This window comes from Microbacterium testaceum (assembly GCF_001476655.1).
Classification (GTDB): Bacteria; Actinomycetota; Actinomycetes; order Actinomycetales; family Microbacteriaceae; genus Microbacterium; species Microbacterium testaceum_C.
In genome coordinates, this window is sequence record NZ_LDRT01000007.1 from 61,712 (window position 1) to 83,386 (window position 21,675).

At 66.4% G+C, this 21,675-nt stretch carries 14 protein-coding genes and 3 rRNA genes; 13 read left to right on the forward strand and 4 right to left on the reverse strand.

Annotation, left to right across the window (positions count from 1 at the left end):
- Positions 1-7 precede the first annotated feature (7 nt).
- Together NS220_RS01595 and NS220_RS01600 are read left to right on the forward strand one after the other, a co-directional pair.
- The gene (locus NS220_RS01595; RefSeq protein ID WP_058622352.1) at positions 8-511 is read left to right on the forward strand and encodes an FMN-binding protein; all 504 of its coding nucleotides are present in this window, start codon (positions 8-10) and stop codon (positions 509-511) included.
- Positions 508-1,293: an FAD:protein FMN transferase gene (locus NS220_RS01600; RefSeq protein WP_242864493.1), complete on the forward strand. Its 786-nt coding sequence runs from the start codon at positions 508-510 to the stop codon at positions 1,291-1,293. Before NS220_RS01595 ends, NS220_RS01600 begins: the two co-directional genes overlap by 4 nt.
- A 10-nt stretch (positions 1,294-1,303) precedes the next feature.
- On the opposite strand, the gene NS220_RS01605 is transcribed toward NS220_RS01600, so the two are convergent.
- From NS220_RS01605 to NS220_RS01615, 3 genes are read right to left on the reverse strand one after another with little or no spacing between them, the layout of a single operon-like run.
- Positions 1,304-2,275 carry a sensor histidine kinase gene (locus NS220_RS01605; protein ID WP_058622353.1) on the reverse strand — a complete coding sequence of 324 codons (972 nt, stop codon included), beginning with the start codon at positions 2,273-2,275 and terminating at the stop codon, positions 1,304-1,306.
- Entirely contained in the window at positions 2,272-2,943 is a 672-nt protein-coding gene (locus NS220_RS01610) for a response regulator transcription factor (protein ID WP_275934668.1), read from the reverse strand. The genes NS220_RS01605 and NS220_RS01610 overlap by 4 nt, the downstream gene beginning before the upstream one ends.
- A complete protein-coding gene (locus tag NS220_RS01615) occupies positions 2,940-3,251 on the reverse strand; it encodes a hypothetical protein (protein ID WP_081322927.1) in 312 nt (103 codons plus the stop codon). The genes NS220_RS01610 and NS220_RS01615 overlap by 4 nt, the downstream gene beginning before the upstream one ends.
- Before the next feature lie 313 nt (positions 3,252-3,564).
- Between NS220_RS01615 and NS220_RS01620 the strand changes: the two genes are divergently transcribed.
- The 6 genes from NS220_RS01620 (at position 3,565) to NS220_RS01645 (ending at position 12,649) form a co-directional block, all read left to right on the forward strand.
- Positions 3,565-4,281 (forward strand): NUDIX hydrolase, encoded by a 717-nt coding sequence (locus NS220_RS01620; RefSeq protein WP_058622356.1) that lies wholly within the window; start codon positions 3,565-3,567, stop codon positions 4,279-4,281.
- A 27-nt stretch (positions 4,282-4,308) separates the two neighbouring features.
- A complete protein-coding gene (pgi, locus tag NS220_RS01625; protein WP_058622357.1) occupies positions 4,309-6,024 on the forward strand; it encodes a glucose-6-phosphate isomerase in 1,716 nt (571 codons plus the stop codon).
- 353 nt (positions 6,025-6,377) lie between these two features.
- On the forward strand, positions 6,378-7,307 hold the full coding sequence (locus NS220_RS01630; RefSeq protein WP_081322928.1) for a phospholipase: 930 nt from the start codon (positions 6,378-6,380) through the stop codon (positions 7,305-7,307).
- Between the two features lie 91 nt (positions 7,308-7,398).
- On the forward strand, positions 7,399-7,977 hold the full coding sequence (locus NS220_RS01635; RefSeq protein ID WP_058622358.1) for a PadR family transcriptional regulator: 579 nt from the start codon (positions 7,399-7,401) through the stop codon (positions 7,975-7,977).
- Between the two features lie 70 nt (positions 7,978-8,047).
- On the forward strand, positions 8,048-9,724 hold the full coding sequence (locus tag NS220_RS01640; protein WP_153004104.1) for an ABC1 kinase family protein: 1,677 nt from the start codon (positions 8,048-8,050) through the stop codon (positions 9,722-9,724).
- Between the two features lie 30 nt (positions 9,725-9,754).
- Entirely contained in the window at positions 9,755-12,649 is a 2,895-nt protein-coding gene (locus NS220_RS01645; protein WP_081322929.1) for a DEAD/DEAH box helicase family protein, read from the forward strand.
- Between the two features lie 16 nt (positions 12,650-12,665).
- Here NS220_RS01645 and NS220_RS01650 read toward each other — a convergent pair whose 3' ends face one another.
- Positions 12,666-13,652, reverse strand: a complete 987-nt coding sequence (locus NS220_RS01650) for a hypothetical protein (protein ID WP_058622361.1) — start codon at positions 13,650-13,652, stop codon at positions 12,666-12,668.
- Between the two features lie 399 nt (positions 13,653-14,051).
- On the opposite strand from NS220_RS01650, the gene rpsA reads away from it, so the two are divergent.
- The 5 genes from rpsA (at position 14,052) to rrf (ending at position 21,626) form a co-directional block, all read left to right on the forward strand.
- The gene (rpsA, locus tag NS220_RS01655) at positions 14,052-15,506 is read left to right on the forward strand and encodes a 30S ribosomal protein S1 (protein ID WP_058622362.1); all 1,455 of its coding nucleotides are present in this window, start codon (positions 14,052-14,054) and stop codon (positions 15,504-15,506) included.
- A 101-nt stretch (positions 15,507-15,607) separates the two neighbouring features.
- Positions 15,608-15,781, forward strand: a complete 174-nt coding sequence (locus NS220_RS19940) for a hypothetical protein (RefSeq protein ID WP_193755240.1) — start codon at positions 15,608-15,610, stop codon at positions 15,779-15,781.
- A 572-nt stretch (positions 15,782-16,353) separates the two neighbouring features.
- Positions 16,354-17,875 (forward strand): 16S ribosomal RNA (locus tag NS220_RS01660).
- 423 nt (positions 17,876-18,298) lie between these two features.
- Positions 18,299-21,409 (forward strand): 23S ribosomal RNA (locus tag NS220_RS01665).
- A gap of 100 nt (positions 21,410-21,509) precedes the next feature.
- Positions 21,510-21,626 (forward strand): 5S ribosomal RNA (rrf, locus tag NS220_RS01670).
- The 16S, 23S and 5S rRNA genes sit together here, the layout of an rRNA operon.
- The last annotated feature ends 49 nt before the right edge of the window (positions 21,627-21,675 follow it).

A 21,675-nucleotide genomic window follows, 5' to 3' on the forward strand; every position in this document is an offset into this window, starting at 1 on the left:
AGAACCGATGAAGAGAATCGTCTACGCCCTCATGGCCACCGTGACCGGGCTCATGCTGCTGTTCAGCTACCGCACCTCCGTTCCTCCCGAGCCCGCGAGCGCGCTCGCCGATGCGCCGGCGTCGGGGGTCGCGGCGGCTCCGAAGGCCGCCGTGGCATCGCCCAGCCCCACCGGCGCGGACGGCTCGTCGAACTCGAACTCGAGTTCGACGCAGACCTCGTCGAGCGGCCTGCGCGACGGGACGTTCACCGGACAGGCGGCGAACACCCGCTACGGCGCGGTGCAGGTGCAGATCACCGTGTCGGGTGGGGTGATCACCGACGTGCAGGTGCCGCGGTACCCCTCCGAGGGCGGTCGCGACCAGCAGATCAACGCGCGCGCCCTACCGGTGCTGGTGAAGGAGACCGTGAACGCCCAGAGCGCCCAGGTCGACATGGTCTCGGGTGCCACGTACACCAGCACCGGGTACCTCACCTCGCTGCAGTCCGCTCTCGATCAGGCCCGCGCGTGACCGGGGTGTTCACGGTCGTCGAGCCCGTCATGGGAACGGTCGCCTCGATCACCGTCGTGGGCGAGCGCACTCCGTCGATCGACGGGGCGATCGCCGCGTGCGTGGCGCGCCTGCGCGACGACGAGCGGGTGTTCTCGACCTACCGCGACGACTCCGACATCTCGCGTCTGCGCGATGAGGGGCTCGACCTCCGCGACGTCGATCCGCGCGTGGCCGAGGTGGCCGAGCGCTGCCGTGAGCTGCGCGAGCGCAGCGGGGGGCGCTTCGACGCGTCCTGGCGCGGATGGTTCGACCCGACGGGCTACGTCAAAGGATGGTCGACGGATGCCGCGACACGGGCGTTCGACGGGGTGCTCGCGGCCGGGGCGATCGAGGCGGTCGGTGTCAACGTGGGCGGCGACATGCGCCTTCGCACGGCCGCGACGAGCGACCACGTCTGGCGGATCGGCATCGCCCACCCGACCCATGAGAGGGAGCTGCTGGCCACCGTCGAGGTCGTCGACGGGGCGGTCGCCACCTCGGGCACGGCCCAACGCGGGGCCCACCTCGTCGATCCGCGCACGGGCGTGTCCCTCGCGGGTCCCGTGAGCGCGACGGTCGTGGCCGATCACCTCGCCACCGCCGATGCGTGGGCCACGGTGGCCGCCATCGCCGGGATCGACGACCTGGAGTGGATGCCGGTGGCCCCCGTGGCATCCGGGATCGTCTGGGAGCACGGCCGCTCACGTCGTTTCGCCGGCGGGGTCGAGGTGTCGGCCTTCCGCGACGCGACGGCGCGCTGATCCGAACCCGTCAGCGCGCGAGAGGCAATCGGAGTGCGAACACCGTGCCCGCCGCCGACGAGCGCTCGACCTCGATCCGGCCGCCGTAACGGGTCGCCGCCTCGCGCACGAGGGCGAGTCCCAGGCCGAACCCGCGCCGGCGGCCGGACTCGGTTCCCCGGGCGAACCGTTCGAAGATCCGCGGCAGATCCTCGTCGCCGATGCCGGAGCCGGTGTCCTGCACCCGGATGACGGCGTCGTCGGCGTCGACCGCGGCCGAGAGCGTCACCGTGGAACCGGTCGGGGAATGGCCGATCGCGTTGTCGAGGAGCGCCGTGCACATGCGCACGACCGTGACCGCAGGAACGCCGACCGTGATGTCGGGGAGCTCCTCGGCGCGCACGGTGACCCCCGACTCGTCCGCGAGAGAGGAAAGCGTGGCGACGGCCGTGCGCACCGCGTCATCGACCCGGGCCGTTCCCGCGTGCGCGAGGCCTTCCGCGGTGAGCAGCATGTCGGCGAGCACGTCGTCCATGATCTGCGCGTCGTGACGGAGCTGTTCGAGCGGCTCATCGGTCGCCTCACCGCGGCTCTGCCGACGCTGCACGATCTGGATCCGGCTGGTGAGCGCGGTGAGGGGAGTGCGCAGTTCATGGCTCGCGTCCGAGACGAACCGGCGCTGGCGGCGCAGGGCGTCGTCGAGCGGGCGGACCGACCATCGGGCGGCGGCCCAGCCCACCAGGCCCAGGACGATCACCCCGGCCATACCGAGGCCGAGCACCCACGGCAGCACGTCGTCGAGGTCGACCACGAAGCGATCGCCGATTCCTCCGCCCGCCCCGCCGGGGCGCCGTCCGCCTCCTTCGGCTCGTGCCCCCGAGACGAGGACGACGACGAGGATGCCGACGCCCAGCGCGATCGCGACCGCCGACGCGCCCGCCACCAGCGTCCCCACGCGAAGGGCCGCGCGGCGCACGACGAGGCGATCGTCGTCGGCGCTCACCTCGCGGCTCCCGCGCGATACCCACGGCCGCGGACCGTCTCGACGAGGTCGGTCTCGGTCTTCCGGCGCAGGTAGTGCACGTAGGTATCGACGGTGGTCACGGCATCCGGAGACGAGAACACCGTGCCGGCCACCTCTTCGCGCGAGAAGACGTGGTCGGGGCTGCTCGTGAGCAGGTCGAGCACGGCGTTCTCGGTCGCGGTGAGCGACACGCGCGCTCCCGTCGAGCCGTAGACCACGGCGGTGTCGGGCAGGTAGGTCCATCCCGCGACCGCGCGCCGTCGACCCTCGGCGCGGAAGGCGCGGCGCAGCGCGCGCAGGCGCGCCAGCAACTCCTCGAAGTCGAAGGGCTTCAACAGATAGTCGTTCGCCCCGGCATCGAGCCCCTCGACCCGGTCGGCGACGGCCCCGAGAGCGGTGAGCATCAGCACCGGTGTCGTGATCTGGGCGGTTCTCAGGTCGCGGACGATCCCCGCGCCGTCGAGGCGGGGGAGCCGGCGGTCGAGCAGGATCACGTCGAAGCGCTCGCGGAGCGCCCGGTCCCGACCCGCTATGCCGTCGCTCTCGTGCGTCACCTGGTAGGTCTCGCTCAGGACCTCGAGCGTCATCGCCGCGATCTCGGCATCGTCTTCGACGTAGAGCAGTCGGGGAAGGTGGGGGAGGGTCACCGCACACCCGCTCGCGGCGGTTCGACGTCCCATCCGAGTCGCTCGAGTGCGTCGTGGAGGCGCCGGGCCTGCGCCCAGGCGACCTCGCCCGAGACGTCGGAGTACACGTCGATCGCGAACGGCGGCGGATCGGCGAACTTCGGGATCTCGACCTCGGCCCAGGCGTGCGGAGCGAGCCAGACGCGCGGGCGGGCCGTGCCGGCGTCCTCGACGCCCCCGTCGGCGGCGAAGGCGATGACGTCGAGGGCGTCGATCTTGGTGATCGGCATGTCGACGACGAGCGTCACAGCGTGCAGCGCTCCGGTCATCGCGAACCTCCCTCTCCTCATCCTCACACGCTCGCGTCGGTCGCGGACGGGTCTTTCCGACGAGGGATGCCGTCTCAGAGGCGCAGCACAGGATCGGTGAGGGCTCGGGCAGGCGCGAGCTCCATCGTCGAGGAAACGTCACCCCGAGGACGCAGAAGAGACCGTGAGCCGCATCCCCGAGACCCAGATGACCCCCGACGGCCACGCCTGCGAGGGGCGGCTGCTCGGAGCTCCGGCGTCTCACGGCGATGAGTCGTGGTTCGTGCCGCGGCGCGCACCGGCTTGCGGACCAGGCGCTCGGTAACCTCGATCCATGCCCTCCCCCCGCGCGCAGCTGGAGAATCTCGTTCGACGGCCGCACGCCGACGACTTCGCCGCCCTGCACGCGCTTCCCCTCGACGCAGAGGCGCGAGCGGCCGCGGTGCTCATCCTGTTCGGCGTGCTCGACGGCATCCCGAGTCGGCGCGAGGCGACGCACGTGCCGAGCGACCTCGACGTCCTGCTCCTCGCGCGCGCGAGCACTCTGCGCGCGCACCCGGGACAGGTGGCGTTCCCGGGCGGACGCATCGATCCGGGAGACGCGGATGCCGTGGCAGCGGCGTTGCGCGAGGCGCGCGAGGAGACGGGGCTCGATCCCGACGGCGTCGATGTCCTGGGGGCGCTCCCCGCCGTGCCACTGGCGTTCTCCCGGCACGAGGTCACCCCGGTCATCGGCTGGTGGGCCCGCCCGACGCCCGTCCGCGCGGTGGACCGGGCCGAGTCCGCCGAGGTGTTCCGCGCCCCCGTCGCGGATCTTCTCGATCCCGCCCGGAGAGGGTCGACGGTGATCCGCCGCGAGGGACGGATATGGCGCGGACCGGCCTTCACACTCGACACGATCGGCGGTCCGCAGACCGTCTGGGGCTTCACCGCGATGGTGCTGGACGGCCTGTTCGAACGGCTCGGATGGACCGAGCCGTGGGATGCCGCACGCGAGATCCCGCTGCTCGGACCGGGGTCGACATCTCCTCCCCGCCCCTCCGATCTCTAGCGTCTTCCCCCGGCTTCGTCATCCACGATGTGCGCAGCCGTCCGGGTCGCTAGCGTGGACATCGTGACTGCGCCTATCGACCCCACCACCACCGCCGCCTGGTCCCGCCTCTCCGCCTTGCGAGACGCCTTCCAGCCCGATCTCCGGGGCTGGTTCGCCGCCGACGGCGACCGCGCACGCGACCTCACCCGCACGGTCGGCGACCTGCATGTCGACCTGTCGAAGAATCTCGTGACAGCCGAGGTGCTCGACGCCCTGATCGCGCTCGCGAGCGAGACCGGGGTGCGCGAGCGTTTCGCCGCCATGCTCGCCGGCGCACACCTCAACACGAGCGAGGACCGCGCGGTGCTGCACACGGCACTTCGCCGGCCCGCCGGAGCCGAGCCGGCCCTCGTCGTCGACGGGCAGCGGGTCGACCGAGACGTCCACGAGGTGCTCGACCGCCTCAGCGCCTTCGCCGACCGCGTGCGCTCGGGCGAATGGCGCGGCATCACAGGCAAGAAGGTGACGACGGTCGTCAACATCGGCATCGGCGGCAGCGACCTTGGTCCCGTCATGGTCTACGAGGCGCTCCTTCCGTACGCCGACGCCGGCATCCACGCGCGCTTCGTCTCGAACATCGACCCCACCGACATCGCCCAGAAGACCGCCGATCTCGACCCCGAGACCACCCTCTTCATCGTCGCCTCGAAGACCTTCACCACCCTCGAGACCCTCACGAACGCCCGCCTCGCGCGCGATTGGCTGTGGGAGAAGCTCGGTGCCGTCGGAGCGATCGACGACACCGACACCGCCCGCACCGACGCCGTCGCCCACCACTTCGTCGCCGTGTCGACGGCGCTCGACAAGGTCGAAGCCTTCGGGATCGACCCCACCAACGCCTTCGGCTTCTGGGACTGGGTCGGTGGTCGGTACTCCGTCGACTCCGCGATCGGCCTGTCGCTGGCGATCACCCTGGGCCCCGGTGCGTTCCGCGAGCTTCTCGCGGGATTCCACACGGTCGACGAGCACGTGGCATCCACCCCCCTCGAGCAGAACGTGCCCGTGCTCATGGGCCTGCTCAATGTCTGGTACACCAACTTCCTCGGCGCGCAGTCGCACGCCGTGCTGCCGTACGCACAGCAGCTGCACCGCTTCGCGGCGTACCTCCAGCAGCTCACGATGGAGTCCAACGGCAAGTCGGTCCGGTGGGACGGCACGCCCGTCACCACCGACACCGGAGAGGTGTTCTGGGGCGAGCCCGGCACGAACGGCCAGCACGCCTTCTATCAGCTCATCCACCAGGGCACGCGGCTCATCCCCGCCGACTTCATCGCCGTCGTGAACCCGGCGTACCCGCTCGCCGACGACGGGCGCGACGTCCACGGGCTGTTCCTGGCGAACTTCCTCGCGCAGACCAAGGCCCTGGCCTTCGGCAAGACGGCCGAAGAGGTCGAGGCCGAGGGCACTACCGGCGCGCTCGTGGCCGCGCGCACCTTCCCCGGCAACCGCCCGACGACGTCGATCTTCGCGCCCTCGCTCACCCCCGCCGTGCTGGGGCAGCTCATCGCGCTCTACGAGCACATCACCTTCACGCAGGGCACCATCTGGGGCATCAACTCCTTCGACCAGTGGGGCGTCGAGTTGGGCAAGCAGCTCGCCCTTCAGATCGCCCCTGCGATCGAGGGCGATGATGCGGCGTTGGCCGCTCAAGACGCCTCGACGGCGGCCCTGCTCGCGTACTACCGCGACCACCGCGCCTGAGAAATCGGGCTGATCCGCGATTTTTTTCCGCGCGGATCAGCCCGACCGGGCGGCGACGGAATCCTCCCGGGGGGGACGCACGCCGGCGGCATTCGACCCCGCCTTGAAGGTTTCGCGAGAAAGACCTGATCAGGCTCCCTGTTTCAGGCCCAGCTCCGTCCGGCCCCCTGTCGTCGCTCGTCGACGTGCGCGACCGCGCGGATCGCGTGAAACCTCGCCTCCGCTCCCACGACCCTCCCAGGTAACGAAGAGATAACGCCCAGAACGGCCACCCACACTCGGGGACTTGTGTCGACCCGACGGCACAGCGATCGCGCTCTACCCGAGAGCGCGCCCCCGACGAAAGTGCTCCCTTGCTGCGTTCCGATCTCAAGCTCGTCCCCGTTCATCGCGCCCGCCGAACCCTCACCACGGCCATGACCTGCGCCGGTCTCGCGCTCGGCATGGTCGCCACCACCGGCCTCGCCGTTGCCGCGCCGCTGTCGATGCCCGACGCTTCGGCGTCCGCCTTCAGCGCGCCCGCCGCGACCACCGCACCGGCGGCGATCAACGTCGCGACCCTCGGGTCCGCCCCGACCCTTCGCGCGGTGACCCAGACCGCGGACACCGCGACGACGCAGGCGCAGTCCGCGCTGGCCGGCGCCTCCGCGGTCCAGGCCGACATCTCCACCGCGGGCCTTCCGCTCTCCGTGGGCGATACGAGCATCGACACCGCGGCCCTGAGCGACGCGGTCGAGCGTCTCTCCACGTCCGACCTCCTTCCCACCGTGCTCCTCCCGGCGCTCAGTCAGAACGCCGAGGTCGAGACGCAGCGCGTCAACGACCGCGTCGCGACCCTGCGCAGCAGCCTGGACGAGGCCAAGGCGGCCAAGGCGGCCGCGGATGCCGCGGCGGAAGCGCAGCGCCAGGCCGAGGCCGCCGCCGCCGCCGAGGCGCAGCGCCAGGCCGAAGCCGCCGCAGCCCTCGCCCGGGTGAACACCCCCGACGGAGCGAAGGCCTTCGCCGCGCAGCTCGCCGCCGACCAGTACGGCTGGGGCGAAGACCAGTTCTCCTGCCTCTCCTCGCTGTGGACGAAGGAGTCGGGCTGGAACTACCAGGCGTACAACCCGAGCGGGGCCACCGGCATCCCGCAGTCGCTCCCCGGCGACAAGATGGCCAGCTTCGGTTCCGACTGGGCGACCAATGCGGCCACGCAGATCAAGTGGGGTCTGGACTACATCTCCCGTGGATACGGCACGCCCTGCGCCGCGTGGGGACACTCTCAGGCGACCAACTGGTACTGAGGATTTCCCGACCGACGGCCCCGCGAGACCCCGTAGCGATATATCGTTATGTATCGCTGACTCAGATCGGGTCCGCGCGAAGGAGGTCGTCATGAGTGGTTCATTCCTGGGAGACGCGTTCGGCGGACGCGGTGGCAACAGCACCCCCGGCTGGCCGATGTCCAACATCCTCGAGGCCATGGAACAGCTGCGCACGCAGTTCGAGCAGAAGACGAGCGGTGCCCCCCGCATGAACAAGGGAGACGTGCGTTCCGCCGTCCTCTCCCTTCTCCTCGAGCAGCCGATGCACGGCTACCAGATCATCCGCGAGATCGAGGAGCGCAGCGGCGGTTCGTGGAAGCCGAGCCCCGGCTCGGTGTACCCCACCCTGCAGCTGTTGACCGACGAGGGACTCGTGCAGTCCGAGGAGTCCAACGGTCGTAAGACCTACTCGCTCACCGCCGAGGGCCGCGAAGCCGCCGGAGAAGAGACCACCGAGCGCACCGCCCCGTGGGAGTCCGCGGGCTCGCGCGACGGGGGTCGCATGACGGCCCTGCCGAAGGCGGGCGTCGAACTCGCCCAGGCCGCCGCGCAGGTCGCGCGGACGGGTGACAAGGAGCAGGTCGCACAGGCCGTCGACATCCTCGACGACGCCCGTCGTAAGCTCTACGCCATCCTCGCCCAGGGCTGAGATTGCCCTTCCCCGGCGCGTGCCCTCGGCACGTCGGCCTCCAGGAGTCCCGTTGACCGACGATGCCCTCATGCGGACGCGCTATCGGCGCATCACGCGTTTCGCCGCGCGCTATCTGGTCCAGGCGTGGTGGTTCGAGCTGTTCCTGCCGCGGTTCGGCCTCGGGTGGATCTCCGCCCGGGGCCGCACCCGGAGGCTCTTGCGTCTCGCGCAGCGCTTCCACGTCCTGGCCGTCGACCTCGGCGGCCTGATGATCAAGGTCGGGCAGTTCATGTCGTCGCGCCTGGACGTGCTTCCGCCCATCATCACGAAGGAGCTCGAGGGGCTGCAGGACGAGGTCCCTCCGGTGCCGTTCGCGCAGATGCGCGAACGCCTCGAGCACGAGCTCGAGATGCCGCTGACCCGCGCTTTCTCGTTCGTCGACGAGCGACCGCTCGCCGCCGCGTCGCTCGGCCAAGCGCATCGCGCGACCCTTACCGACGCGATGGCGCAGGAGAGCGGACTACGCGACGTCGTCGTGAAGATCCAACGCCCCGGGATCGATCGCATCGTCGACGTCGACCTCCGCGCGCTGCGCAAGGTCGGCCGATGGCTCAGCAAGGTCTCGCTCGTGTCGGACCGCGTCGACATGCCGGCCCTCGTCGAAGAGTTCGCCGTCACGAGCCTCGAAGAGATCGACTACGTGCACGAGGCGGCCAACTCCGAACGCTTCGCCGCCGATTTCGGCGACGACGCGAGAGTGGCCGTCCCCGCGGTGGCCTGGGAGCGCACGACGCGGCGCGTCCTGACCCTCGAAGACGTCTCCGCGATCAAGATCACCGATGTCGACGCCCTGCGCGCCGCCGGCATCGACCCGTCCGAGGTGGCGGCGCGGTTCGCCGCGGTCATGTTCGACCAGCTCTTCGAGGACGGCTTCTTCCACGCCGACCCGCACCCGGGCAACGTCTTCGTGACCCCCCTCCCGACTCCGGATGCCGACACCCCGGCGTGGCGGTTCACCTTCATCGACTTCGGGATGATGGGGGAGGTTCCGCCGGGGCTCCGCCGTGGGCTCCGACGCGTCCTCATCGCCGCCGCGTCGCGCGACGGCAAGGGTCTCGTCGATGGCATCCGCGACATCGGCGTCCTTCTTCCCTCCGCCGACACCGTTCAACTCGAGCGCGCGATGACGCAGTTGTTCTCCCGCTTCGGGGGAATGGGATTCGCGGAGTTGCAGGAAGTCGACCCGCGGGAGTTCCGCGCGTTCGCCGTCGAGTTCGGCGATGTCGTCCGGACCCTGCCGTTCCAGCTGCCGGAGAACTTCCTGCTGATCGTCCGTGCCATGTCGCTCACTTCCGGCATGTGCAGCGCGCTCGATGCGTCCTTCAACATCTGGGACGCCGTCGAGCCCTACGCGCAGCGTCTGATCCGCGAGGAGAGCGGCAACACCGCCCAGGCGCTCGCGCGCGAGGTCGGGGCTGTGGCCGCCGTCACCGCGCGGCTGCCGCGCCGGCTCGACAACCTCGTCTCGCGGTTCGAGGAGGGCGCCGTATCCGTGCAGACGCCGAGGATCGAGCGCCGATTGCGCGACCTCGAGCGCATGATCCGTCGCGTGGTGTCCGCGGTCCTCTTCGCGGGGCTCCTCATCGGTGGCATCCTGCTCCAGCCCGATCAGGGGTTCTGGGGCACGGTTCTGCTCATCGCCTCGGTCGCGCCGTTGTCCCACGCCCTGCTGGCGGGGATCATCGCGCGCCGTAACGGGGCCTGACCGCGGGGCACCCGTCCCTAGACTGTCCCGGTGTCCTCGGAACCACCGCGCCCGCTCGCCGGGTGGTCTTTCGACGGCACGTTGCGTGCCTACCAGGCGGCCGCGCTCCGCCGCGTCGACGTCGATGCCGGCGAGCCGCTGCACCTCGTCGCCCCTCCCGGTTCCGGCAAGACCCTCGTCGGGCTCCTCTTGGCCGCGCGCCGGGGGAGGCGCACGGTGGTCTTCTCCCCGACCCTCGCGATCCGCGAGCAGTGGGCGGAGGCGGCGCGCGCACTCGCACACGACGCCACGGCCGTCTCGGCGGACCCCGCGGCACCGGCCGATCTCACCGCCCTGACGTATCAGTCGATCAGCGTGCTGGATTCGGCCTCTCCTTTCGCCGCTCTCGCTCGCGACCGGTGGCGCGAGGAGCTCGAGGCCGACGACCGCACGCCCGATGCCGCGGCGGCGTGGCTCGACGCGCTGTCCGAGAGCAATCCAGCGGCGTACCGGCGCGGCATCCACTCTCGTGCCCGGGCGATCCGGCGTTCGCTGGCGCGCCAGGATGCCACCGTCCTCGCCGCCGCTCTGCACCCGAACGCGCGCGATCTCATCGACCGTCTGGTCGTGCGGGGGGTCGAGACCATCGTGCTGGACGAGTGCCACCACCTGCTCGACCACTGGGCGCTCGTCGTGGCCGCCCTCGTCGCCCGGATCCGCGCCGAGGGTCGAGAGCCGCTGGTGATCGGTCTGACCGCGACGCTGCCGACGCCCGACGACGCGGACGAGTACGACAACTACATCTCGCTCCTGGGTGACGTCGACCTCGAGGTCCCGGTACCGGCGGTCGTCCGCGAGGGCGACCTCGCGCCGTACCGGGAGCTGGTGCACGTGGTCGCACCCACCGCGGAGGAGCGCGTCTTCCTGAGCGCGCACGCGGAGGCTCTCGAGGTCGCCCTCCGCACGAGTTTCGCCGTGGGGTCCGGGCGCGCGAGCCTCCTCCACATCCTCCAACCCCCGGATGCCGAGACGCCCGGCGACGACGATGACGTCGATCGCCGGCTCGCCGCCGCCTTCGCGGCCGACTTCGCCGGGGCGGAAGCGGCTGGGGCGATGCTCTCGCTGGTCGCCCCCGACGATCCTGTGACGGCGCATCTGCCCGCGTTCGCCCGCCGCCCGCCGACGACCGATGAGACGTTGCGCCTGCTCGGACGCTTCGCCCTCGATCACGTGCTGCCGGATCCGTCCCGCGCGCAGGAGTGGACGCGCCTGCGCGCTCTCCTCGCCGACTTCGGCTACGCCTTGACCGACAAGGGCGTGCGCCGGACCCGTGATCCGATCGACTCGGTGCTGACGTCCTCCCTCGCGAAGGATCAGGGCGCGTGCGACATCCTCGCGGCCGAGGCGGCGGTGCTCGGGGATCGGCTCTGCGCCCTCGTCGTCACCGATTTCGCACGGCATGGGAACGTGCACGGCGGTCTGGTGGGTGCGGCCGGTGCGGTGCGCACGTTCTCGGTCCTGACGACGGATGCCGCCACCGCCGGCCTCCGGGCGATGCTGGTCACCTCCTCCACGGTGCGCCTGGCTCGTCACGACGCCGCAGAGCTCTTGCCGCACCTCGTCGCCGAACTCGGCGTCGAGGTGACCGTCGCCCCCGTCGACGACGATCCGTATGTCGTGGAGGTGCGGGGAATCGCCGGCGCCGGGATCGTCGGCGCGGCCGCGCGCCTGTTGACCGCCGGCCGGCTGCAGGTCGTCGTGGGCACACGCGGTCTTTTCGGCGAGGGCTGGGACTGCCCGCGGGTGAACACCCTCGTCGACCTCAGTGCTGCCGCCGGAGACGCGGCCATGCAGCAATTGCGCGGGCGCACGCTCCGCCTCGATCCGTCATGGCCGGAGAAGACAGCCCACAACTGGACGGTGACGGCGCTCGTGCCGCCGGATCTCCCCGTGGAGGCGCAACCGGATGCCGCCCGCCTGCGCCGCAAACACGCCCGGCTGTGGGGCGTCGACGTCGACGACCCGGACCGAATCGTGAGAGGCCTCGGTGCCGCTCTCGGCCACACTCAGCGCCGAGCGCTCACGGGAGTCCTCGCCAAGGTCCCCGGCGCCGCTTTGGCCGACATCGGTGCTCTGGACGCGATTCCGTCGCGGGCGACCACCCGGGAGCTCTGGCGGATCGGCGAGGCCTACGACGATATCGAGGAGGAGTCCTTCGTCGTCGAGCACCGTCCGGGCGCTCCGCTGTTCCCGACGTCGGTGCCCGCAACGCGGGCGACGGCGACGGCGCTCGTCGGAACCCTCGGCGCGTCGGGGGCGGCGGTCGCCGGGGCGTTCGCCCTCCTGCCCGACGCGGCCCCGCCCGTAGCGGGCGCCGCGCTCCTGGGCGGAGTCCTCGCGGCAGTGCCCCTGGCGGTCGCGTCGCGGCAGGGGAGCCGGCGCGTCCGGGATGCCCGAGCCACCCTCGAGCGCATCTCCGAGGTGCTGTGGGAGGCGCTCGCCGACGCCGGCCGGGTTCGGGCCGGGGGAGGCACGCCACGGGTGACCTCCGCGGCTCCCCTCGACGTCGTCCAGAGGGTGGAGGTCGCCATCCACGGCGCCGACCTGAACGAGCGCGCCGCATTCGGGCAAGCCCTGACCGAGCTGTGCGCGCCGGTCCGAGCGCCGCGTTTCCTGCTCGAGGTCGACAGGGGTGGGCGCTCGGCGGTCGTCGGCACGGTCCTGCGCCTCGCCGGTTCGGGTCGTCGCCGTCGCTTCCTCGCGGTTCCGGCCGACGTGGGACGCCGCCGCGAGGTCGCCCACCGTTTCGCGCAGGAATGGCAGCGGCGGATCGGGCCCGTGACCCTCCATGAGGTCGGTCTACGCGACGGCGACGCCGTGATCAGCGAAGCGCGCCGCTCCGGAGCATTCTCCGCAGCGGCGCGCTCGATGGTGTGGTGGCGCTGAGAGTCAGCGCTGAGGGTCAGTACCAGCCGGTCGACTGGGAGTGGTCCCACGCCCCGCACGGGCTGCCGTAGCGTCCCGAGATGTAGCCGAGGCCCCACGCGATCTGCGTGCCGGCATTGGTCTGCCAGTCCGCACCGGCGGAGCTCATCTTGCTTCCCGGCAGGGCCTGCGGAATGCCGTACGCACCGCTGCCGGCGTTGTAGGCCTGGTAGTTCCATCCGGACTCGCGGTTCCACAGCGAGACGAGGCACGAGAACTGGTCGTCGCCCCACCCGTAGCCGGAGAGCATTCCGCGCGCGGTGGCCTGGGCGCCTCCTGGGCTGTTGTCGCCGGAGCCGCCACCCGACGACGGCGGGGGAGTCCACCCGCCGGACGAGTCCTCCGAGGGAGCCGACGAACGGGCCTCTTCCTCTTCCTTGGCCTTCGCCGCGGCCGCAGCTTCGGCCTCCTGGCGCGCTTTCTCGGCCGCTTCCTCTTCCTGCTTCTTCGCCACTGCGGCGTCGAGGCTCCCGCGCAGGGCGCTGACGCGCTGGTCGACGGCGGCCGCCGCGGCCGTGACCTCGCCGGTGACACCGGGAAGGAAGGCCGGCGGCAGCACCTGCGCGGCGTCGAGGCGATCAGCCGCCTGCTGAAGGGTCGAGGTGTCGACGGTGGCCGGTTGGCCGATGTCGAGTCCGGATGCCGTGATGTCGTTCTGCACGGTCGTCGCGGACTCGATCGCCGCCGCCGCCGTCTGCGCCGCCGCATGGGCGTCGGCGAGCGCCGGAGCCGAGATGGTGGCGGGCGGGACGGGGGCGGTGTAGGACGCCAGCTGGAAGCTCGACGCGGACAGGAGCGAGGGGGCCGGGGCGGCCTGAGCGACCGGGGCGGTCCCGGTGAGGCTCACCGTCGCGACGATCCCGAGGGCGACCACCCCGGCGGTGATCGCGGGTCGGCGGGCGGAGCGGCGAGCTGCCCGTCGGCGGCTGCGGCGGTTGTGTGGAGGCGTCGAATCAGAAGTCATAAAACCGGTTTCGTATCGCGAAGACGGCCGTGAACAGCACGTCCTGCCCGTGATCGACGGGCACGAAACGGGGAGCCTGGCACGGCAGTCTGGATGCAACCTGGGCGGAGGGGTGGGGGCGAACGCCTGGTCACGGGCTGTTCGTGCGCTCTTGCGTTCTCCCTGGCACCCGATGGGGCGGCAACAGGGGCATCCAATGGGTTAGGCTTGAGTGTCACTCGTCTGGCTATCCCGCACCGCGGGCGTAAGCGAGTGGCATCGCACGAAACAATCCGCTTCGCTTCGGCTCGTGGCTTTCGTTCGCCCTCCGGCGAGTGACGCCCGGCCGGGTGCGGTCCCACCCGGGGCCGCCTCGCAGGAGCCGAAGCCCGACACCCACCCACTAGGACAACCCACTACATGACTACCGCAACGACCGCCCCGGCTATCAAGCAGGTCGCGATCAACGACATCGGCTCCGCCGAAGACTTCTTGGCCGCGGTCGAGAAGACCCTCAAGTTCTTCAACGACGGCGACCTCATCGAGGGCACCGTGGTGAAGATCGACCGCGACGAGGTCCTCCTCGACGTCGGTTACAAGACCGAGGGTGTCATCCCCTCCCGCGAGCTTTCGATCAAGCACGACGTCGACCCCAACGAGGTCGTCAACGTCGGCGATCACGTCGAGGCCCTCGTTCTCCAGAAGGAGGACAAGGAAGGTCGCCTCATCCTGTCCAAGAAGCGCGCGCAGTACGAGCGCGCGTGGGGCGACGTCGAGAAGATCAAGGAGAACGACGGTGTCGTCACCGGCTCCGTGATCGAGGTCGTCAAGGGCGGTCTCATCGTCGACATCGGCCTGCGCGGCTTCCTCCCGGCGTCGCTCATCGAGCTGCGTCGTGTGCGCGACCTGACGCCGTACCTCGGCCAGGAGATCGAGGCCAAGATCCTCGAGCTCGACAAGAACCGCAACAACGTCGTGCTCTCGCGCCGCGCCCTGCTCGAGCAGACGCAGTCCGAGTCGCGCACGACGTTCCTCAACAACCTGCACAAGGGCCAGGTCCGCAAGGGCACGGTCTCGTCGATCGTCAACTTCGGTGCGTTCGTCGACCTGGGCGGCGTGGACGGTCTCGTGCACGTCTCCGAGCTCTCCTGGAAGCACATCGAGCACGCCTCCGAGGTCGTCGAGGTGGGCCAGGAGGTCACGGTCGAGATCCTCGAGGTCGACCTCGACCGTGAGCGCGTTTCGCTCTCGCTCAAGGCGACGCAGGAAGACCCGTGGCAGGTGTTCGCCCGTACCCACGCGATCGGTCAGATCGCTCCGGGTAAGGTCACCAAGCTCGTTCCGTTCGGTGCGTTCGTCCGCGTGGCTGACGGCATCGAGGGCCTCGTGCACATCTCGGAGCTGTCGGGCAAGCACGTCGAGCTCGCCGAGCAGGTCGTGTCGGTGGGCGAAGAGGTCTTCGTCAAGATCATCGACATCGACCTCGAGCGTCGCCGCATCTCGCTGTCGCTGAAGCAGGCCAACGAGTCGGTCGACCCCAACGGCACCGAGTTCGACCCGGCGCTGTACGGCATGGCCACCGAGTACGACGAGCGTGGCGAGTACAAGTACCCCGAGGGCTTCGACCCCGAGTCGGGTGCCTGGCTCGAGGGCTTCGACACCCAGCGCGAGGCGTGGGAGCAGGAGTACGCGGCTGCCCAGGGACGCTGGGAGGCTCACAAGGCTGCTGTCGCCAAGGCCCTCGAGGCCGAGGCCGCCAACCCGACGGACACCGGTTCGTTCGGTGGCTCGTTCTCGTCGGAGTCGCCCGCTCAGGGCACCCTCGCCGACGACGAGTCGCTGGCTGCGCTTCGCGAGAAGCTCTCCGGTCGCTGATCGGTTCCTCATCGAAGGCCGGTACCCCTCGGGGTGCCGGCCTTCGGTCGTTCCTGCGCAAGCCCTGGTGATCGAAGGACGGGCTGGGAGAGGATCGACCCATGGCAAACCGCATCCCGCTCCTGATCACCATCGCCGGCGTCGCTGTGCTCTTCCTGTCGATCGCTTTCGTCTTCGCGCTGGTCATCGGGGCCCTGTTCTTCGGCGGCATCGAGTTCACGGGCGGGCACGCGGATGCCACGGCGTCGCTGGCATCGATCCCGTCGCTGATGTGACCCTCCGTGGCCTTACCTCGGGCTCTGCGGCCCGAACACCGAAAATCCGCGATTTTCCGCGGTTTCGGGGGTGCGACACGCCCGGGCGGTGCTGTGGATTGGACGAGTCGGTGGGATCCGCGTAACTTATTACTTGTTCGCCCCACAGGGGAGAGCGGAGCGGCCGAAAGGCCCCGCGTCCTCTCAAGCGGAGAACACAGTCAAAACCCCCAACCGCATGGTGTAGGGTTTTGATTCTGGTCCTCGACCGGGTGTCACGACGTTGATCTCTTAGATAGGTCCCACTGTGAGACTCACAAGGTTCGAGTGACAAAATATAGAAGTGAACTGCCTCACGGGTAGGTCGAGAGATCGTTTCTGTGGGTGCGTCCGTTCCTTGAGAACTCAACAGCGTGCACTTGTCAAATGCCAATTTATTCCTCGTTGGTCCGTTTTTGCGGATTGCGAGTAATTCCTTTGGATCAAAGTCCAACCTTTTGGGGTTGGCATCTGGATAGTCAGTTTTGACTTCCTGTTTGGTCAGATTGAACTCGCTTGTCCCGACCTTATTCCGGTTGGGTGGGCATTTTTCTTTTACGGAGAGTTTGATCCTGGCTCAGGATGAACGCTGGCGGCGTGCTTAACACATGCAAGTCGAACGGTGAAGCCAAGCTTGCTTGGTGGATCAGTGGCGAACGGGTGAGTAACACGTGAGCAACCTGCCCTGGACTCTGGGATAAGCGCTGGAAACGGCGTCTAATACTGGATATGAGACGTGATCGCATGGTCGTGTTTGGAAAGATTTTTCGGTCTGGGATGGGCTCGCGGCCTATCAGCTTGTTGGTGAGGTAATGGCTCACCAAGGCGTCGACGGGTAGCCGGCCTGAGAGGGTGACCGGCCACACTGGGACTGAGACACGGCCCAGACTCCTACGGGAGGCAGCAGTGGGGAATATTGCACAATGGGCGGAAGCCTGATGCAGCAACGCCGCGTGAGGGATGACGGCCTTCGGGTTGTAAACCTCTTTTAGCAGGGAAGAAGCGAAAGTGACGGTACCTGCAGAAAAAGCGCCGGCTAACTACGTGCCAGCAGCCGCGGTAATACGTAGGGCGCAAGCGTTATCCGGAATTATTGGGCGTAAAGAGCTCGTAGGCGGTTTGTCGCGTCTGCTGTGAAATCCCGAGGCTCAACCTCGGGCCTGCAGTGGGTACGGGCAGACTAGAGTGCGGTAGGGGAGATTGGAATTCCTGGTGTAGCGGTGGAATGCGCAGATATCAGGAGGAACACCGATGGCGAAGGCAGATCTCTGGGCCGTAACTGACGCTGAGGAGCGAAAGGGTGGGGAGCAAACAGGCTTAGATACCCTGGTAGTCCACCCCGTAAACGTTGGGAACTAGTTGTGGGGACCATTCCACGGTTTCCGTGACGCAGCTAACGCATTAAGTTCCCCGCCTGGGGAGTACGGCCGCAAGGCTAAAACTCAAAGGAATTGACGGGGACCCGCACAAGCGGCGGAGCATGCGGATTAATTCGATGCAACGCGAAGAACCTTACCAAGGCTTGACATACACCAGAACACCGTAGAAATACGGGACTCTTTGGACACTGGTGAACAGGTGGTGCATGGTTGTCGTCAGCTCGTGTCGTGAGATGTTGGGTTAAGTCCCGCAACGAGCGCAACCCTCGTTCTATGTTGCCAGCACGTAATGGTGGGAACTCATGGGATACTGCCGGGGTCAACTCGGAGGAAGGTGGGGATGACGTCAAATCATCATGCCCCTTATGTCTTGGGCTTCACGCATGCTACAATGGCCGGTACAAAGGGCTGCAATACCGTAAGGTGGAGCGAATCCCAAAAAGCCGGTCCCAGTTCGGATTGAGGTCTGCAACTCGACCTCATGAAGTCGGAGTCGCTAGTAATCGCAGATCAGCAACGCTGCGGTGAATACGTTCCCGGGTCTTGTACACACCGCCCGTCAAGTCATGAAAGTCGGTAACACCTGAAGCCGGTGGCCCAACCCTTGTGGAGGGAGCCGTCGAAGGTGGGATCGGTAATTAGGACTAAGTCGTAACAAGGTAGCCGTACCGGAAGGTGCGGCTGGATCACCTCCTTTCTAAGGAGCATCTGGCGTCCGGGGTTTTCGAATCGTGGGTGTCCAGGCGCCGGATCAGACCGAATGTGTCTGCCGGTTAGCTCATGGGTGGAACATTTGATGGGGTGTCGGGGACTGTGGTCTCGGGTTTAGTACGTAGCTTGCTATGGGAACGGTCTGGGTCGGAGTTTTTGGCACATGCACGCTGTTGGGTCCTGAGGGGCCGGGCGCTGATCGCGTCAGCTTTTTGGAGCTGGTGTGGTTGGTGGCTGTTTCCTTGTGGGCCTTCCCTGCTGTCACGGTTGTGGCGTGTGGGGTGGGTACCGCCCGTACTTTGAGAACTACACAGTGGACGCGAGCATCTTCGACATGGCCTTTTAGGTTGTGTCGTGAAGATGATCTTAAAGATCATTAGTCAATTTTTTGACGATTCAACTCATGTGATTTCAAGTCTTTAAGAGCAAACGGTGGATGCCTTGGCATCTGGAGCCGAAGAAGGACGTAGCAATCTGCGATAAGCCTCGGGGAACTGATAAGCGAGTTTTGATCCGAGGGTGTCCGAATGGGGAAACCCCGCCAGGGCGCGTGCGTACCTGGTGACTCCCGCCTGAATATATAGGGCGGGTAGAGGGAACGTGGGGAAGTGAAACATCTCAGTACCCACAGGAAGAGAAAGCAACAGCGATTCCGTGAGTAGTGGCGAGCGAAACCGGAAGAGGCTAAACCTAGCGTGTGTGATAGCCGGCAGGCGTTGCATGTTGGGGGTTGTGGGACTTTTCTGATTGTTCTGCCGAGCAGTCGACGTGACAAGAGGGTATAGACGAACGGTTTTGAATGGCCGGTCATAGAGGGTGCGAACCCCGTAGTCGAAATGCCTGTTCTTGGCGTGAAGAGTATCCCAAGTAGCACGGGGCCCGAGAAATCCCGTGTGAATCTGTCAGGACCACCTGATAAGCCTAAATACTCCCAGATGACCGATAGCGGACAAGTACCGTGAGGGAAAGGTGAAAAGTACCCCGGGAGGGGAGTGAAATAGTACCTGAAACCGTTTGCTTACAAACCGTTGGAGCCTCCTTAGTAGGGGTGACAGCGTGCCTTTTGAAGAATGAGCCTGCGAGTTAGCGATACGTGGCGAGGTTAACCCGTGTGGGGTAGCCGTAGCGAAAGCGAGTCTGAATAGGGCGATTCAGTCGCGTGTCCTAGACCCGAAGCGAAGTGATCTATCCATGGCCAGGTTGAAGCGACGGTAAGACGTCGTGGAGGACCGAACCCACTTAGGTTGAAAACTGAGGGGATGAGCTGTGGATAGGGGTGAAAGGCCAATCAAACTTCGTGATAGCTGGTTCTCTCCGAAATGCATTTAGGTGCAGCGTTGCGTGTTTCTTGCCGGAGGTAGAGCTACTGGATGGCCGATGGGCCCTACAAGGTTACTGACGTCAGCCAAACTCCGAATGCCGGTAAGTGAGAGCGCAGCAGTGAGACTGTGGGGGATAAGCTTCATAGTCGAGAGGGAAACAACCCAGACCACCAACTAAGGTCCCTAAGCGCGTGCTAAGTGGGAAAGGATGTGGAGTTGCTTTGACAACCAGGAGGTTGGCTTAGAAGCAGCCACCCTTGAAAGAGTGCGTAATAGCTCACTGGTCAAGTGATTCCGCGCCGACAATGTAACGGGGCTCAAGCACGCCACCGAAGTTGTGGCATTGACATTTTTGGTAGGCCTTTGTGGTCCAGCCGTGTTGATGGGTAGGAGAGCGTCGTGTGGCGAGTGAAGCGGCGGGGTGACCCAGCCGTGGACGCTACACGAGTGAGAATGCAGGCATGAGTAGCGAAAGACGTGTGAGAAACACGTCCTCCGAAAGACCAAGGGTTCCAGGGTCAAGCTAATCTTCCCTGGGTAAGTCGGGACCTAAGGCGAGGCCGACAGGCGTAGTCGATGGACAACGGGTTGATATTCCCGTACCGGCGAAGAACCGCCCAAGCTAATCCAGTGGTGCTAAGAGTCCTAGCTCAGAATGTTTCGGATCCCTTCGGGGTGATGGACGTCTGTGTGAACGCTCGACCCCATGCTGGTGCGGCTAGCGTATTAACAGGTGTGACGCAGGAAGGTAGCCCAAGCCAGGCGATGGTTGTCCTGGTGCAAGTGCGTAGGCCGACTCTTAGGCAAATCCGGGAGTCATTGAGGCTGAGACACGATGCGGATAAAAAGTGGGTGATCCTATGCTGCCGAGAAAAGCATCGACGCGAGGTTCTAGCTGCCCGTACCCCAAACCGACTCAGGTGGTCAGGTAGAGAATACCAAGGAGATCGAGAGAATCGTGGTTAAGGAACTCGGCAAAATGCCCCCGTAACTTCGGGAGAAGGGGGGCCATCCACTTATTAGGACTTGCTCCGAAAGGGTGTGGTGGCCGCAGAGACTAGTGGGTAGCGACTGTTTACTAAAAACACAGGTCCGTGCCAAGTCGCAAGACGATGTATACGGACTGACGCCTGCCCGGTGCTGGAAGGTTAAGAGGACCGGTTAGCCGCAAGGCGAAGCTGAGAATTTAAGCCCCAGTAAACGGCGGTGGTAACTATAACCATCCTAAGGTAGCGAAATTCCTTGTCGGGTAAGTTCCGACCTGCACGAATGGCGTAACGACTTCCCAACTGTCTCAACCGCGAACTCGGCGAAATTGCATTACGAGTAAAGATGCTCGTTACGCGCAGCAGGACGGAAAGACCCCGTGACCTTTACTACAGCTTGGTATTGGTGTTCGGTGTGGCTTGTGTAGGATAGGTGGGAGACGGTGAAGCATTCACGCCAGTGAGTGTGGAGTCATTGTTGAAATACCACTCTGGTCACTCTGGATATCTAACTTAGGACCGTGATCCGGTTCAGGGACAGTGCCTGGTGGGTAGTTTAACTGGGGCGGTTGCCTCCCAAAATGTAACGGAGGCGCCCAAAGGTTCCCTCAACCTGGTTGGCAATCAGGTGGCGAGTGTAAGTGCACAAGGGAGCTTGACTGTGAGACTGACAGGTCGAGCAGGGACGAAAGTCGGGACTAGTGATCCGGCAGTGGCTTGTGGAAGCGCTGTCGCTCAACGGATAAAAGGTACCTCGGGGATAACAGGCTGATCTTGCCCAAGAGTCCATATCGACGGCATGGTTTGGCACCTCGATGTCGGCTCGTCGCATCCTGGGGCTGGAGTAGGTCCCAAGGGTTGGGCTGTTCGCCCATTAAAGCGGTACGCGAGCTGGGTTTAGAACGTCGTGAGACAGTTCGGTCCCTATCCGCTGCGCGCGTAGGAAGTTTGAGAGGATCTGACCCTAGTACGAGAGGACCGGGTTGGACGAACCTCTGGTGTGTCAGTTGTTCCGCCAGGAGCACCGCTGATTAGCTACGTTCGGGATGGATAACCGCTGAAAGCATCTAAGCGGGAAGCCGGCCTCAAGATGAGACTTCCATACCTTTATGGTGAGAGGCTCCCAGCCAGACTACTGGGTTGATAGGCCGGATGTGGAAGCGTAGTAATACGTGAAGCTGACCGGTACTAATAAGCCGATGACTTGATAACACACCGTTTTTGGTGCTTGCGTCCACTGAGTGGTTCTCGATGTACGGTCGGGAACGCAACAATGCAATGTCGTTGTTGGTTTTTGAAACATCAATAGTGTTTCGGCGGCCATAGCGAGAGGGAAACGCCCGGTTACATTCCGAACCCGGAAGCTAAGCCTCTCAGCGCCGATGGTACTGCAGGGGGGACCCTGTGGGAGAGTAGGACACCGCCGGACTTCTTCACACGAAATGGCCACCCAATGCTGGGTGGCCATTTCGCATTTA

Bases quoted from the DNA above. Each gene is read 5' to 3' on its own strand.
- rpsA (WP_058622362.1), top strand. From the start codon at position 14,052: ATGACTACCGCAACGACCGCCCCGGCTATCAAGCAGGTCGCGATCAAC.
- NS220_RS01650 (WP_058622361.1), bottom strand. From the start codon at position 13,652: ATGACTTCTGATTCGACGCCTCCACACAACCGCCGCAGCCGCCGACGG.
- NS220_RS01595 (WP_058622352.1), top strand. From the start codon at position 8: ATGAAGAGAATCGTCTACGCCCTCATGGCCACCGTGACCGGGCTCATG.
- NS220_RS01615 (WP_081322927.1), bottom strand. From the start codon at position 3,251: ATGACCGGAGCGCTGCACGCTGTGACGCTCGTCGTCGACATGCCGATC.
- NS220_RS19940 (WP_193755240.1), top strand. From the start codon at position 15,608: ATGGCAAACCGCATCCCGCTCCTGATCACCATCGCCGGCGTCGCTGTG.
- NS220_RS01640 (WP_153004104.1), top strand. From the start codon at position 8,048: ATGCGGACGCGCTATCGGCGCATCACGCGTTTCGCCGCGCGCTATCTG.
- pgi (WP_058622357.1), top strand. From the start codon at position 4,309: ATGTGCGCAGCCGTCCGGGTCGCTAGCGTGGACATCGTGACTGCGCCT.
- NS220_RS01620 (WP_058622356.1), top strand. From the start codon at position 3,565: ATGCCCTCCCCCCGCGCGCAGCTGGAGAATCTCGTTCGACGGCCGCAC.
- NS220_RS01635 (WP_058622358.1), top strand. From the start codon at position 7,399: ATGAGTGGTTCATTCCTGGGAGACGCGTTCGGCGGACGCGGTGGCAAC.